Genomic DNA, 15,990 nt, shown 5'->3' with positions numbered 1-15,990 from the left:
TTGTGGTGTGTCTTTATCTTATGCAAAGCGCAGAAACAAAAAATGCAGCCTACGCTGCATTTTTTATTATCATGCCAAGCTTAGTTATGGCTCACGACAATCAGACGTAGCGAATCCAATTGCAATTGTGCGTTATTGATATAACCATCTAACGCTTTAATCTGAGTATCAATCGCCTCGATCTCTTCATCGCGAATATTTGGGTTCACCGCTTTCAATGCCTGAAGACGTTCCAGTTCACCATTGAGACTAGAGTACATGGCCTTGTGCGCTTGCTCTTTCGCTTGAGTAAGCTTAGGCTCCACGACAGCATTGCCCGCTTCAATCAAACGTACAACTTCACCTTGAACCGATGTCACAAGCTTACTCGCTAAGTGACGATTAACAGGGCTTAGCTGACGATTAAAGCCTTCAAACTCTACTTGAGCAGACAAGTCATTACCTCGCCCATCAATCATCAAACGAATCGGCTCTGGTGGCAAGAATCGGCTAATACCGCTACGTTTCGGCGCTTGCGCATCCACCACGTACACCAACTCAAGCAAAATAGTTCCGACAGGCAACGCCTTGTTCTTCAGCAATGAAACGGCACACGTACCAACGCCTTCACTCATCAGCAGATCGATACCGCCTTGAATCATTGGGTGCTCCCAACTGATGAAGTTCATATCTTCACGAGAAAGCGCGGTATCGCGGTCAAAGGTAATGGTTGCCCCTTCGTAAGGCAAACCAGGATAACTCGGTACCATCATGTGCTCAGACGGCGTCACCACCAAAGCATTTTCACCTTTATCATCTTGGTTCAAGCCAATGGTATCAAATAAGCTTAACGCGAACGTTACGAGGTTGGTATCACCATCGGTCGCTTTAATATCATCCGCTATTTTTTGCGCCGCTTCCCCACCATTAGAGTGCATCTCTAATAAACGGTCACGCCCTTGCTCTAAGTCGTGCTTCAGCTCTTGATTGTACTGACGCGAACCTTCAATAACCTCGTCCAATTCAGTCACATCACCAGAGGCGAGCATATTCACAATCGACTCTTGATAACGGTCATAAACCATTCGACCCGTTGGGCAGGTTTCAGCAAAAGCGTTCAACCCTTCGTCAAACCAACGCGCCAGGATCGCCTGAGACGTCCCCTCTAGGTAAGGCACGTGCACGTCAATATCGCGACTTTGCCCAATACGGTCTAAACGGCCAATACGTTGCTCAAGCAAATCCGGGTTAAATGGCAAATCAAACATAACCAGTTGATTAGCAAACTGGAAGTTACGACCTTCGGAGCCAATTTCACTACAAATGAGTACCTGAGCGCCACCCTCTTCTTGAGCAAAGTAAGCCGCCGCTTTATCACGTTCAAGAATTGACATGCCTTCATGGAACACAGTCGCGCGAATGCCTTCTCGCTCACGAAGTGCCTGTTCAAGCTGCAAAGCCGTGCTTGAGCGTGATGCGATAACCAGAATCTTTTCACTGCGTTTTGCTTGGATTTTTTCAATCAACCAATTCACACGTGAGTCGAACTGCCACCAACTTGACTCTTCACCTTCAAACTCTTGGAAGATCTCTTCTGGGTAAAGCATCTTCATCGCGCGAGCTTCTGGTGCCATTTTGCCACCAATCATGCCAGATACACGCATTGAAGTGGTGTATTGCTGCGGAATCGGCATCGGAACCAAATTCACATTACGCGTTGGAAAGCCTTTAATCGCCGCACGCGTATTTCTAAACAGTACACGTCCCGTGCCATGTCGGTCCATCAGGTTATCAATCAGTTCCTGACGTGCCGTGCTTTTTTCATCATCATCCGCGCCACTTTCTAAGACGTTAAACAAAGGCTCTACGTCTTGTTCTGAAAGCAATTCTGTAATTTGATTCTTGGCTTCATTGGCCAATTTTTCACCAGAGAACAGAGCGGTCACCGCATCTGCAACCGGAGCATACTGATCTTCTTCTTTTACAAACGCGTCATAATCAAAGAAACGGTCAGCATCTAACAAGCGTAAACGAGCAAAGTGGCTTTCACGTCCTAGTTGCTCTGGTGTGGCAGTCAGCAATAATACACCTGGTGTCTTTTCCGCTAATGCTTCGATAACTTGATACTGACGACTTGGTTTTTCTTGGCTCCACTCTAAATGGTGCGCCTCATCGACGACCAATAGGTCCCACTCACCTTCCAAGGCTTGCTCAAAGCGCTTGCGACTCTTACGCAAGAAATCCAATGAACACAGCACAAACTGTTGGGTATCAAATGGGTTATCCGCCTCGGCGTACGCTTCAATACAGCGCTCTTCATCAAAAATTGAAAAGTGAAGATTAAAACGGCGCATCATTTCAACTAACCATTGATGCTGCAATGTTTCAGGGACCACAATAAGAACACGCTCAGCACGGCCAGATAACACCTGCTGATGAATGATCATGCCCGCTTCAATCGTTTTACCTAGACCGACTTCATCAGCTAGCAATACGCGAGGCGCATGACGGCGCCCAACTTCATGAGCGATGAAAAGTTGGTGTGGAATTAAACCAGCTCGCATACCACAAAGACCACGCATTGGGCTTTTATGCTGCTGATGTTGATTAGTCAGTGCACGATAACGCAGCACAAAGTTGTCCATGCGGTCAATTTGCCCTGCGAACAATTTATCTTGTGGCTTGTTAAAACGAATATGGTTGCTTAAAAAGATCTCACGCAATGCCATGTCTGGTTCTTGCGTGTCTTGGCGCGTACCAATATACGTCAAAACGCCTTGGTCTTCCGACACATCCGCAACCTCTAAAGACCAGCCTTCTTGGCTATCTATAACATCGCCGACATTAAAAATGACTCGGGTTACCGAGTGCATCACTACGTGCATAAACACGATTTTCTTCCGATGCAGCAAACATCAATGATACTGTTCTCGCATCCAATGCGACGACCGTACCCAAACCTAAATCACTTTCCGTATCGCTAATCCAGCGCTGCCCTAAAGCAAATGTCATAGAACGAATACCTCACTCTTTTCGATATCTTTTGCGGTTATTTGGCGGTAGCTCAGAGACATTATTGAGCTCACAACTCCGCCCAAATAATAGTAGATGATGACACACAAATTGCGCATCCCTACCACTAGATGAAAGGTCGCTCATCTTACTTGAAGGCGTGATTTAGGTCACGCCAATTGCACGGAAAACCTCAGTTTTTTTTGTTTTGGTCACGTTGACATAAAACTGAAAAAAAATAGTGGCATTTGTTAACGGTAAGGTGAGAATTTTCACTTATACTAAAAGTGTAAACGTTACAAAGATGTTAAACCATCATGAGCTTGTGAACGTATACAAGGATAAGCCATTCAATCTTATTCGTTTTGATTGAAGCAACCAAAGTTGACTCACCGTGTACACAGACGAGCCAGCGAGGATCCAAAACCTGATTCGTCTCAGCTGTGAGCAACTTGCCAGGATAACCGCGGAATGCGGCAAGGAGACTCTATGGGCGACACTGACCGTAAAATTTTTGTTCTCGATACCAATATCCTCCTCCACGAACCCTTCGCCATTTACTCATTTAAAGAACACGACGTCGTCATTCCGATGACGGTATTAGAAGAGCTCGACCGCATAAAAGACAGTAAACGGGACGTTGCGCGTGACGCGCGTGTCGCTATTCGGGCGCTTGAAAACCTATTTAAAGACGCCACGCCCGATGAAATATCTGAAGGGATCCCCTTCTCTCATGAGCAGCAAGCGACAGGCACCATCTCTATACTGGCTGATTATATGCTGCAAGAAACCTTCAAAGCATTTGCCGACAAGGAAGGCGATAACCGTATCCTGAATGCGGTTCTATATCTGCAAAATAAACGCGCGCCGCGCGATATCATCCTAGTCACCAAAGACATCAACATGAGACTGCGAGCCAAAGGCGCAGGTGTGCTGTTTGTCGAAGACTATCGTACCGATCAGCTCATTGATGACGTGGAATACCTAACCAAAGGCTTTCAAAAAATACCGGGCGATTTTTGGGATGGCATTGAAAACGTAGAGACCAGTGTACTTGGCAGCAACACCTTCCATACGATAAATAGAGATGCTATCGCCCCTTCATATGTGAATCAATATCTGGTTGATGAAGAGAGTGACTTTGCTGGTAGGGTCGCGGATATTCATGAGGGAGACATCACGATTAAAGACCTCAGTCATGAGCGCTTGCTGTCTCGCCAAGCTTGGGGGATTCGCCCGAAAAACACTTATCAGGGAATGGCAATGGATGCCTTGCTTGACCCTGATATCGATCTCGTTATTTTAACTGGCGCGGCAGGGAGCGGTAAAACACTGCTCGCGATGGCTGCTGCGCTTGAAATGACTATCGAAAAAAACATGTTTGATAAAATCATCGTGACACGTAACACGCCAGATATCGGCGAGTCGATAGGCTTTCTTCCTGGGAGCGAAGAAGAAAAAATGATGCCTTGGTTGGCCGCGATTACGGATACGTTAGAAGCGCTGCATAAGCATGATCACTGCACTGAAGGATCATTAAAATACATTTGCGATAAAGCTAACATTCAATTTAAATCGATTAACTTTATGCGTGGGCGCTCGATACAAAATGCCTTTGTGTTGCTCGACGAGTGCCAAAACCTTACAGCATCGCAAATTAAAACCATCATCACTCGTTGTGGCGAAGGAACAAAAATCGTCTGCTCGGGCAACCTTGCGCAAATAGACTCTCATTACCTTACCCCTGTCACTTCAGGGCTTACCTACATGGTAGAACGATTCAAAAACTTTTCAGGTAGCGCCAATATACATTTAAATGGTGTGGTTCGAAGCCGACTGGCTGAATATGCGGAAGAGAATTTGTAGGTCCTGGGCCCTGCAGGATAGTGTCTATTATTAAGCCAACTTCAATAAAAATCGCGGCATTTAGCCGCGATTTTCAAGATCTTATCACTAAGCGCCCAAAGGCGTTGTCGTGACTTCACATAAGTTTAGTCTGTGCCGCCTACGGTAAGCGCATCGATTTTCAGACTTGGCTGACCCACACCAACAGGCACGCTTTGGCCTGCCTTACCACACACGCCAACGCCTCGGTCTAGGCTTAGATCATTACCTACCATCGACACCTGTTGCATCGCTTCAATACCAGAACCGATCAAGGTTGCCCCTTTCACTGGAGTGGTAATTTTACCATCCTCAATCAAGTATGCCTCAGAGGCAGAGAATACAAACTTACCCGATGTGATATCGACCTGGCCACCACCAAAGTTAGGCGCGTATAGACCCTTTTTCACTGTCGAAATGATTTCTTCCGGTGTATGTTGCCCTGGTAACATGTAAGTATTCGTCATGCGCGGCATAGGTAAATGAGCGTAAGATTCTCGGCGGGCATTACCCGTTGGATTCACACCCATTAAGCGTGCATTCAACTTATCTTGCATGTAGCCTTTTAACACACCATTTTCGATTAAGGTGTTGTACTGACCGTGTACCCCTTCGTCATCCACATTGAGTGAACCACGCAAATCTTTAAGCGTACCATCATCAACTATGGTGCAAAGCTTAGAGGTCACTTGCTGACCCAGTTTACCCGAGAAAACCGATGACTCTTTGCGGTTAAAGTCCCCTTCTAAGCCATGACCCACCGCTTCATGCAATAAGACACCTGGCCAACCTGATCCCAATACCACTGGCATGGTGCCAGCTGGAGCATCAATCGCTTCTAGGTTAACTAGCGCCTGACGGATAGCTTCATCGGCATAGTGATAAGCGACTTGTCTGCCATTTTCATCTGAGATAAAAAAGTCATAACCGTAACGACCACCACCACCAGCACTACCACGCTCTCGGCGATCGCCTTTTTGAGCCAACACACTGATAGACAAGCGAACCAAAGGTCTCACATCGCCCGCTAATGTCCCATCCGTTGCTGCAACCAACATCTGCTCATAGACACCACTTAAGCTAACCGACACTTCACTAACCAGCGGCTCTTTAGTACGGATGTAAGCATCCAACTCTTTTAACAGCTCTGTTTTTTGCTGTTTTTCCCAGCTTTCTAATGGGTTAACCGCGGCGTAATACATTTGATTATCACGACGAGTTAGCGCCTTAACGGACGCGCTTTTCCCTTGCTGAGCAATACCACGAGCCGCCATCGCACTTTGCTTTAACCCATCGAGGGTCAATTGGTCAGAATAGGCAAAACCCGTTTTTTCTCCGGTAACAGCACGAACACCAACACCACGGTCGATATTAAACGAACCATCTTTAATAATGCTGTCTTCAAGGACAAGAGATTCATGCCAGCTAGACTGAAAATAAATATCCGCATAGTCGATCTGGCGAGTCGCAATGCTGGCTAGTGTAGCTTCGATATCTTGCTCTGTAAGACCGGTTGGTCCAAGTAGCGCATCTTCTATGCGTTCCATATTCATACTCTTATTATGGTAATGAGTGTAGGTGTTGTTCGAAGCGAATATGTTTCGCAACAGGCATGGTTTGCCTGACTTCATTAACAACATCAAAATTTAAATCGGCAATGATGGTACCAACCTGACCCTCAAGTTGACCTTGTATTTCTCCCCATGGAGAAATCACCATCGAGTGGCCCCAAGTTTCACGCCCACAAGGGTGTGTACCGCACTGATTCGCTGCGACAATCCAACATTGGTTTTCGATGGCTCGCGCTCGCAGCAACACTTCCCAATGAGCCTGCCCCGTCACCGCGGTAAATGCGGCAGGGACGACAAGAACAGTGGCACCTTGTGCTCGCAATGCACTATAGAGATGAGGAAAACGCAAGTCATAGCAAATTGTCAGGCCTATTGCGCCAAAATTCACAGGCACCATGGCTAGGCTGTTGCCGGGCTTGAATGTCTCAGACTCTCTATATCGCTGAAATCCATCATCAACATCGACATCAAACATGTGCAGCTTATCATAGTGATTTAGTCGCTGCCCGTTACAGTCATACACCAATGTCGTCGTTGTAACTTCTGTGTCAGAGCGTCGAATGGGAAAGCTACCCACAATTAAATTCACTTTATTGGCTTTTGCTACTGCCGCTAACTGCCGTTGTAACTCCCCCTCTCCAAGCGATTCAGCATGGTGGTGATACTCTTCTTTTTTACCAAATACTAATGAATTTTCTGGCGTGAGAATCCACGTCGCCCCTTTGTTGGCAAGAAATTGAACTTGCTTATCTATAAAGGCTAAATTCTGCTTAGGATCTGGGCCAGAAGTCATTTGAATAATACCGAAGCGTTCCTTGCTCATGGATTACTTTTGCTCCTTTTTTAAGTTATCAGGGAGTGTGTATTCCCCCTTACTTCTCGATATCTCACTCACGACGGGTGAATCGAGCTTTCCTTTCACTGAGTAATTCACCTGAGTGACAACTTCAACCACAGGTGAAATTACTGTGGTCACAGCCAATACCACCAATGCCGTTTGTGGTGTCACGGCAAATGCGGTAATAATCGGGATCCCTGATGTCATATCAGGGGTAAAGTTGACTTCAGCATCCACCGTTTGAGCCGATAAATCTGCTAAGCCTTTTATTTTCATGTCACCCGCAACGGCGTCCATCTCAATGTCATTGGTAACAAAAATACCATCACGTATCTTGCCACTACTAGGTTATGGAGTTAAACGCCATCCCTTTATCAAAGACATCAGTAAAGTCTAGCTGCATCTTACGAATGATGGAGTCCAAGCTAAATAGCCCCAATAAACGCGCCGCGCCACTGACATCCGAAATCACCCCTTTACCCAACTCAGTATTAATCTCGCCATTCACAGTATCGACTCGCATTGACCAAGGCGCGCCATCCCATGACAAGGTGGAATTTAACTCAAAAGGCGCTCGTTGTATCCCTGAAGTAATTCCAAAGCGTTCCATCAGATCGCTATTATTTTCACCCTCAACGCTAAGATTGACGTGACTTCTACTTTGCTGACCAGCCACCATCCAGTCACCATCTATATTGATAGTATTGCTGCCACTACTAAGATTGAGCTTATTCCAAACTAACTTGCTTCCTTGGCGAGACACGTCCATATCGACCTTGCCGACTTTATAACCCTGGAACCAAAAATCATCAATTTTAAGCTTACTGTCAGGCAACAAGTTAAAGAAATTACGATCAAACTCACTCACTAATGGCGCTGACAAGTCCTCTTGCAATATGATCGGCTCATCTTTATCAGACGTTTCATTTAACGAGGGTAAGTAAATGTGCAATCGTTTTAACGCTACATAAAGTTCGTTATCATCACTGTAATTAGCCTGTCCTTTCGCCTCTTGGCTATCCAGTTCAAACTGCCAACCACCTTGCTTATGGCGGGCATTAAAGTCGACGTCATGCCACTCGATTCCCGCGAGCGTCAGCTCTTTTGCTTCAATATAAACCCGCGTAGGCAGCGGAATGGTTGGGGTATTCAAGTCATCCAACAGAGCCTTTTTAGAGCTTGGGGCTGTTTCGCGAGAGCGCTCCACTCATCAAAGCTGAACCGATCGGAGCGAACTTGAAAGTCATGTCCCACTATAGGACTAATTTTAAAACCACCTTTGCCCAACACTAAGTTGGTCGCTTTCAATACAGGCGTTTCTTTTGTGATATCAATTTCAGTTTGATATTTCACAGCGGGGAGCTGCAATCGAGCCGAGATCGCTTGTTGATTACCAGAAGCCTGTAACCTAGCTTTCCCTGCCTCACCAAATGCTTTTTTTAATGGGTAAGGATAGTCACTGGCGAGCGTCACCAAATTGGCATTTAAGTCTAACTGGTAGGTAAAGCCAACATCATTGAGCTGTAGGTCAACATCTAGGCTCCAAGGCGCGTGCCCCCTTAGGCCGCTGACAAAACGCTCACCCACATATGGTTCCAACGGCCCCATCGTCCAATCGCCAATCGCATCAATATTCACGCCATACCCTTTACCTGAATTTTGACCATCAAAGTCAAGGGTTATTGGCTGGTCGAGTAGCGTGGCGGATAGTCCATTTGCATTCACCACATCGTTATCGAATGCGATTCTGCCCGACACTTTCTCTAGTGTCATCGGCGGCGCATCGATTTCAACATGGTTATCTTTCAGTTCGGCAAAACCCCATGCTCTCGACGGCGTCGTATCACCTGAAAACGGAATATACAACTGGAAATCTGCGTCGACTTCACCACTGACTTGAACCGCAGTTAACGCCGCGCCAACAGAGCCAACTAATGGTGTCGCCATCATGTAGTCACGAACAGCGCTACCACTTCCTGCCGCTTTCGCTTCAATTTCTAAATGCCCGTCACCTCGAAGTTCAGGGATTCGACCAGTAATCCGCTTGCCTTTCACCCCCATAAGCGTCGCCGCTTTCGAGTCAATGTGCATAGCTTCATTTTGGAACAACAAATCCAATTGAAGATCAGTCAGCGGTGGCCAATTAGTGTCAAAACTAAACTTAGCATCACGCAAGCCAACCCAAGCTTGAAACATGCCATTGTTGTCATGATACGGGAAGTCAGACAGTTGCCCGTACCAAAGCAGCTTCGCGGTATTAACGCGCCCAGCCTGAATAGCCGCAGATAAATAGTCCGTTAAACTCTGACCAAGAGCCAGTGTAGGAAGGTAACGCCAAGTTTCGCCTGCGTTATAAAGATCTGCCTCAGCATAAAATGAGAGAAATGGGCTACTATCCTTAGGAAAGTCGAGTCGAAATGCGCCTAACACCTGAATATCAGCCGTTGCGGCTGTCACTTTATCAGACCATAGTGACCAGCCCTTATCGCCATGATTCTCCCAATGAATATCCACTAAGCCCTGCTTAATATTCAACGGAGCTTGAAACACATCGCCATAAGGGAATTTATCATCAATGACCATCACCGTCGCTTTGGCTTTATTCAGGTTGCCCGCCACACTGCCAGACACATGAGAAAATCCCGGCAATAATGCCCATTGCGACAACGACATTTGCTCAAAGCTTGCTGAATATTGAAGCGAGCCCGGACCTTCTTTCTGTGCGATACGAATGTCTTCAATTCGTCCGCCTGGATTTAGTTTATCTAGCCATTCAGTTACCGTCGCATCCGGAGCCAAGGAAGCCAGCGGTTTTAGGGCGTCAATCTCCAGCTGAGACAGATTCACCTGCCATTGATTTTGACGATTCCAATCAAGGGCAACATCCAATTCAGGCCAAGGGGTATCATTCGTTCTGGCAGTAATTTCATGGGCATTAATTTGCCAGCCTGTTTTCGAAGGATGAAGGTGAAGCAGAGCCGACTCAAGCAATAACTGATTCTCAACACCCTCCTTTTCCCACATCAATTCGGAAGGTAATACTTCAACATACGCGTCTTTAGCGGTGCTTTTTTCAAGGGTCAACCAAGCTCTAAGGCTAGTATCCCCGCCAGTTATCCCCGTTTTTTTTGCGGTTTCGTCAGTTAGCCATGGAGACACCGACATTTTATCTAATGTCACGTAAAACGAACCGGTGACATCACTGAGACTGCCGTTATCAATAAAATCCGCACGTACTTCCAATGAGTCGAGATTGGCATCAGCAATGGATACCGTCCCTTGTGCAAGATGGCGATCGTTTTCGTTTCGCCATTGCAAATTGGCAATGTCTAGCTCGCGGGGCTCTCCCGAAAGGGCTTGATAGAAAATCGTCGACTCAACGACAGAGAAACGATCAAGTTGTCGCAATAAAATATTATCTAGTCGATTAATAATATCTTCAGCATTTTTAGCAGACTCATTATTCGCTGGCGGCTTAAGCTCACTTTTATTACTTGTCGCTTTAAGCAGATCGACCGTGCGAATATCTAGAATCATGCCGTTAATCGACATATCAGCAATAACAGGCTGACGCTGGATTACCGTTTGCACCAAATCAAACTCAAGTTCCAGATTGGCAACTTCAAACTTACTTTGTTCATTTTTTGGTAGACCAACCACGACCCCCTGTAAGGAGATGGAAGGATGGGTATTGCGCCAAAAACCACGAACGTCACTGATCGACACATCGAACCCTGTTCCTTGATTGATCCAAGCAACGATTTCGGGCTGTATGCGATTAAGCTGAGGCAAAGTGACGCGCAACACTGTGACCGTGGTAGCAAGCAGCACTAACACGGTCAACAATATCCAAAGGAAAAAACGTACTAATTGATTAACGCGAGGGCTCACACACTACTCATCACATCATAACAACATCAAATTGTTCTTGAATATACAAAGGTTCCGCTTGAATACGAACCTGTTTACCAATGAAGACTTCAAGCTCAGCCAACGCATGAGACTCATCCCCCTCTAGCGCTTCGGCTACGGCTGGAGATGCATAAGCGACAAACTTGTCAGCATCATAAGCTCGGTTGACACGAGTAATCTCGCGAAGGATCTCATAACACACCGTTTCTACCGTCTTCACCGAACCACGGCTTTCACAAGTTGGACAACCACTACAAAGAACATGTTCAATACTTTCACGTGTTCTTTTACGTGTCATCTCAACTAAACCAAGCTGAGTAAAGCCATTAATGTTGGTTTTGACTCGGTCCTTAGCTAAGGCAGCCTCAAGTGAAGTGAGTACGCGCTGGCGATGCTCTTCAACCATCATATCGATAAAATCAATGATGATAATTCCGCCTAGATTGCGCAACCTTAATTGCCGAGCGATGGCTTGAGTCGCTTCCACATTGGTATTAAATATGGTGTCTTCTAAATTTCGACGCCCGACAAACGCACCAGTATTAATATCAACGGTTGTCATTGCTTCCGTCTGGTCAATGATCAAGTAACCACCGGATTTGAGGTTCACCTTGCGCTCTAGGGAGCGTTGAATCTCGTTTTCCGTGTCGTACATATCAAAGATTGGTTTGTCACCTTCATAGAGCTCGAGTAGACATTCCAACTCTGGTACAAATTCACGAGTAAACTCTTTCAAGCTTTCATAAACAAGGCGAGAGTCGACCTGAATTCGGGTCAATTCAGTGCCAACAAAATCACGTAAGATTCGGTGGGCTAAACCAAGCTCACCGTATAAGGTAGAACGTGTTTTATATTTAGTTCGTCGTTCATTGATTTTGAGCCATAAGCGCTTGAGAAACTGAGCGTCTTGCGCCAATTCTGTTTCATTCGCACCTTCTGCTGCAGTACGAATAATAAAGCCGCCATTCTCATCACAATAGTCCGCCACCACTCTCTTAAGGCGATTTCTTTCTTTTTCACTTTCAATGCGTTGAGAAACACCGACATGACTTGCGCCGGGCATAAAGACAAGATAACGAGAAGGCAAAGTGATGTCCGTAGTTAAACGAGCACCCTTAGTGCCAAGTGGATCTTTCACCACCTGAACAACAATGTCTTGCCCTTGACGAACCAGCTCAGAAATATCTCTAACCTGAAACTGTTTCTTTTCATTTTCTGCCACACACTCCGTGTGCGGTACAATATCTGAAGCGTGTAAAAACGCAGCTTTTTCTAAACCTATGTCAACAAAAGCAGCTTGCATCCCCGGCAAGACTCGACTGACTTTGCCTTTATAGATATTGCCAACAATGCCACGCTTGGCTTCGCGTTCAATGTGAACTTCCTGAAGAATTCCACCTTCTATCATTGCGACTCTTGTTTCACTTGGAGTCACATTTATCAACAGCTCTGCACTCATGAGCGCACCTCAATTTTTTAATTATTTATAAATTCTTGCAAGAGCTGGTCAGTTTCATAGAGTGGCAATCCTACTACCGCGTAGTAGCTTCCTTCGATACGAGAGACAAAACGTCCTCCGAGTCCTTGAATTCCATAACTGCCAGCTTTATCTTGTGGCTCACCACTTAACCAGTATTGTTGTATTTCATTTTCAGTTAGTGGTTTAAACCAAACGTCCGTTTTCACAACGACAGACGCTTGTTTGTCAGTAGAGACAACGCTTACTGCGGTCATCACTTGGTGCTGATTGTTCGCCAATAATTGCAACATTCGTTGTGCATCGTCAAAGTCTATAGGCTTTTCTAAGACCTTTCCGTTTTGGACAACAACGGTATCAGAACCAATCACGATAGCGTCATTATTAGCGCCACCTTCAATCGCATTGAGACCAGCCAGTGCTTTTTCAAGTGATAGGCGCTCAACATACGCTTCCGCGCTCTCTCGCTCGCCTTTAAGCTCTTCAATATCTGGGCTAATGGTTGAAAATTCATAACCCAATTGGTTAAGCAACTCTTTACGTCGCGGTGACGTTGAAGCGAGTACGATCTTATGTTTCATTGCGATATGCTCTTCTGAGTTATCTGACATGCCAATGTCTTCTAATGCGACGCAGCAACATAAACAGCCATGGCCAAAGTATACAGTTAATCAGTCCACTCCACAGCGACATCGGATTAAAAGTCACGTCTTGGATCAAATACTCACCGAAAAATATTGCAACCTCTAGCCCCATAGACAGCAAACCAATTACCGTTGCCTGCTGCCACAACGCCATATTTCTTAAAACAAGAAAATTAAGTGCCACCACATAAACAATGATGGACATCATCATGCCACGAATACCAAGTGTCGACCCCACAAGTAGGTCCCACACCAGTCCAACAAACAGCGCGGTACCGACATTGATACGATGCGGCAAAGCAAGCACCCAATAACACATCACTAACAGCAGCCATGACGGTCGAATAAAGTCGAGAACGCCCGGCCAAGGTATCGTTTGTAGGGTAAGCGCCACCAGCAATGAAAATCCAATTACTAGCTGGCTGCGGAATCCACGATTAGTCATAGTCTATTTCTGTCTCTTATTGCGCATTCAGCGTCGCTTCCACTTCTTGCTGCTGCCTGTCTTGATTAGGCCAAATCAGCAATAAGTAACGCAAACGGTCAAAATCAACCACAGGTTCTGCGATGATGCTAGCAAACTCTCTACGATTATCGCGCTGCACTTGTTTAACATGTGCCACTGGATAACCTTCAGGGTAAATTCCACCCAATCCCGACGTGACAAGAAGATCATCTTGCTGAATGTCAGTACTAGTCGGTATGTGTTCTAGTTGGATCTCATCAATCGCACCATTACCGGAGGCAATCACGCGAATGTCATTACGGATAACCTGAACCGGAATCGCACTATTTGAATCCGTGAGCAGCATAATCCGGCTATTGTGAGCGCCGACAAATGTGACTTGTCCAACGATGCCGTTTTCGTTAATCACTGGCTGCCCTTCGTAAACACCATCAATTCTGCCTTTATCAATCACAACTTGGTGACGATATGGAGACGTGTCTACCGCCATGACTTCAGTCACAACCTTCTTTTCATCTCGGACAAACGATGAGCCCAGTAATTCACGAAATCGCTGATTTTCTTCTCGATACTGATCCAACAAAATCAAATCGCTCTTTAAACGTAAAACTTCTCGTTTAAGATTAATATTTTGCTCTGCTAGACCCTGCCGTGTGTTAAATCGCTCATACACACCATCAAACATGCTTCGAGGCAAGTTAGCAGCGTACTGAATGGGCGCAACGGCACTATTGAGTAAGTAACGGAAGTGAGAGAATGTATCTAAACGACTATCAGCCAGCATTAAGCCGAGCTGATAGGGATACCGCAAGAAATAGGCGAAGTTGTAAGGAAGGACCTCGACCAAATATTGGTTTCATGTACTCATTATCCTAGTGTGGACTCTGGTTTCAGTGCCACACTAAAACCAGAGTGAAACCATTATTCTTCAGTAAACAGATCGCCACCGTGCATGTCGATCATTTCTAATGCTTTACCGCCGCCACGAGCCACACACGTTAGTGGGTCTTCCGCGATAACCACTGGAATACCCGTTTCTTCCGTAATCAAACGATCGAGATCACGAAGTAGGGCACCACCACACGGTTAATACCATACCGTTCTCAGAGATGTCCGACGCAAGCTCAGGTGGACATTGCTCTAGCGCAACCATTACAGCAGAAACGATACCAGTTAGCGGCTCTTGAAGCGCTTCTAAAATCTCATTTGAGTTTAGACTAAAGCTACGTGGCACACCTTCAGCAAGGTTACGCCCACGGACTTCAATCTCTTCAACGGTATCACCCGGATAAGCAGAGCCAATCTCATGTTTGATTTTTTCAGCTGTCGCTTCACCAATTAAGCTACCGTAGTTACGACGGACATAGTTGATAATCGCTTCATCGAAACGATCACCACCGATGCGCACAGATGAAGAATAAACCACACCGTTAAGTGAAATCACCGCGACTTCAGTGGTACCGCCACCGATATCAATAACCATCGAACCCGTTGGTTCTGATACACGAAGACCCGCGCCAATCGCAGCTGCCATTGGTTCATCGATCAAATACACTTCACGAGCACCAGCACCTAGTGCTGACTCACGAATCGCACGACGCTCTACTTGAGTAGAGCCACAAGGAACACAAACCAACACGCGTGGGCTTGGTTTTAATACGCTATTGTCATGCACTTGCTTAATAAAGTGCTGAAGCATTTTTTCAGTCACATAAAAGTCAGCGATCACGCCATCTTTCATTGGACGAATTGCCGAAATGTTACCCGGAGTACGACCTAGCATTTGCTTAGCAGCGTGTCCTACTGCTGCCACGCTTTTCGCCGAACCCGCACGATCTTGACGGATAGCAACTACAGAAGGCTCGTCTAGGACGATACCTTGGCCTTTTACATAAATCAGTGTGTTGGCAGTACCTAGATCTATCGATAGGTCGTTAGAAAACATGCCACGCAGTTTTTTAAACATATTCTTCGCTCGTCCTGCAAGAATGAGAAGACAAAAATTGCACTAAATGTACCAATGCCTTGCCATATCAGCAAGGCATTGGAGCAGAAACATGGGCTGAAAACCTCATTTTCTTACAGTTTCCTTACTTAACGCAAAAAATTGACACTAATTCGTCGCTAGACAAACCAGTTTCTGGTTAAAAAGACATGATGTTTTAGGTGAGCCATTATTTTTCAACATCGTAGTAATGGCACATTAT

The 15,990-nt window shown here is 45.8% G+C and carries 6 protein-coding genes and 4 pseudogenes; 1 reads left to right on the top strand and 9 read right to left on the bottom strand.

The features are described from left to right. Positions 1–80: 80 nt before the first annotated feature. Positions 81–2,991 (bottom strand): annotated as a pseudogene (gene rapA / locus AC0L66_RS03290) (RNA polymerase-associated protein RapA). A gap of 489 nt (positions 2,992–3,480) precedes the next feature. Here rapA and AC0L66_RS03285 point away from each other — a divergent pair. Then, positions 3,481–4,857 carry a PhoH family protein gene (locus tag AC0L66_RS03285; RefSeq protein ID WP_473568374.1) on the top strand — a complete coding sequence of 459 codons (1,377 nt, stop codon included), beginning with the start codon at positions 3,481–3,483 and terminating at the stop codon, positions 4,855–4,857. 125 nt (positions 4,858–4,982) lie between these two features. Here AC0L66_RS03285 and tldD read toward each other — a convergent pair whose 3' ends face one another. From tldD to AC0L66_RS03245, 8 genes and pseudogenes are all read right to left on the bottom strand, one after another. Beyond that, positions 4,983–6,428 (bottom strand): metalloprotease TldD, encoded by a 1,446-nt coding sequence (tldD, locus tag AC0L66_RS03280; protein ID WP_265676260.1) that lies wholly within the window; start codon positions 6,426–6,428, stop codon positions 4,983–4,985. Between the two features lie 7 nt (positions 6,429–6,435). Continuing rightward, entirely contained in the window at positions 6,436–7,269 is an 834-nt protein-coding gene (locus AC0L66_RS03275; protein ID WP_265676261.1) for a carbon-nitrogen hydrolase family protein, read from the bottom strand. Positions 7,270–7,272: 3 nt separating this feature from the next. After that, positions 7,273–11,175: pseudogene (locus AC0L66_RS03270) on the bottom strand (YhdP family protein). A 10-nt stretch (positions 11,176–11,185) separates the two neighbouring features. Next, positions 11,186–12,655, bottom strand: a complete 1,470-nt coding sequence (rng, locus tag AC0L66_RS03265) for a ribonuclease G (protein ID WP_265676264.1) — start codon at positions 12,653–12,655, stop codon at positions 11,186–11,188. A gap of 17 nt (positions 12,656–12,672) precedes the next feature. Further along, positions 12,673–13,284 (bottom strand): Maf family protein, encoded by a 612-nt coding sequence (locus tag AC0L66_RS03260; protein WP_265676266.1) that lies wholly within the window; start codon positions 13,282–13,284, stop codon positions 12,673–12,675. Then, the gene (gene mreD / locus AC0L66_RS03255; protein ID WP_265676268.1) at positions 13,274–13,762 is read right to left on the bottom strand and encodes a rod shape-determining protein MreD; all 489 of its coding nucleotides are present in this window, start codon (positions 13,760–13,762) and stop codon (positions 13,274–13,276) included. Before mreD ends, AC0L66_RS03260 begins: the two co-directional genes overlap by 11 nt. 16 nt (positions 13,763–13,778) lie before the next feature. Further along, positions 13,779–14,643 (bottom strand): annotated as a pseudogene (gene mreC, locus AC0L66_RS03250) (rod shape-determining protein MreC). A 61-nt stretch (positions 14,644–14,704) separates the two neighbouring features. Beyond that, positions 14,705–15,749, bottom strand: a pseudogene (locus tag AC0L66_RS03245) (rod shape-determining protein). Between the last annotated feature and the right edge of the window lie 241 nt (positions 15,750–15,990).

The organism is Vibrio sp. GJ43-1 (assembly GCF_055808835.1).
The sequence above is the reverse complement of the archived record's forward strand: the minus strand, read 5'-3'. Positions and strand labels throughout refer to the sequence as shown.

Excerpts from the sequence above, each read along its gene's own strand:
- AC0L66_RS03285 (WP_473568374.1), top strand. The coding sequence starts at position 3,481 with ATGGGCGACACTGACCGTAAAATTTTTGTTCTCGATACCAATATCCTC.
- tldD (WP_265676260.1), bottom strand. The coding sequence starts at position 6,428 with ATGAATATGGAACGCATAGAAGATGCGCTACTTGGACCAACCGGTCTT.
- AC0L66_RS03275 (WP_265676261.1), bottom strand. The coding sequence starts at position 7,269 with ATGAGCAAGGAACGCTTCGGTATTATTCAAATGACTTCTGGCCCAGAT.
- rng (WP_265676264.1), bottom strand. The coding sequence starts at position 12,655 with ATGAGTGCAGAGCTGTTGATAAATGTGACTCCAAGTGAAACAAGAGTC.
- AC0L66_RS03260 (WP_265676266.1), bottom strand. The coding sequence starts at position 13,284 with ATGTCAGATAACTCAGAAGAGCATATCGCAATGAAACATAAGATCGTA.
- mreD (WP_265676268.1), bottom strand. The coding sequence starts at position 13,762 with ATGACTAATCGTGGATTCCGCAGCCAGCTAGTAATTGGATTTTCATTG.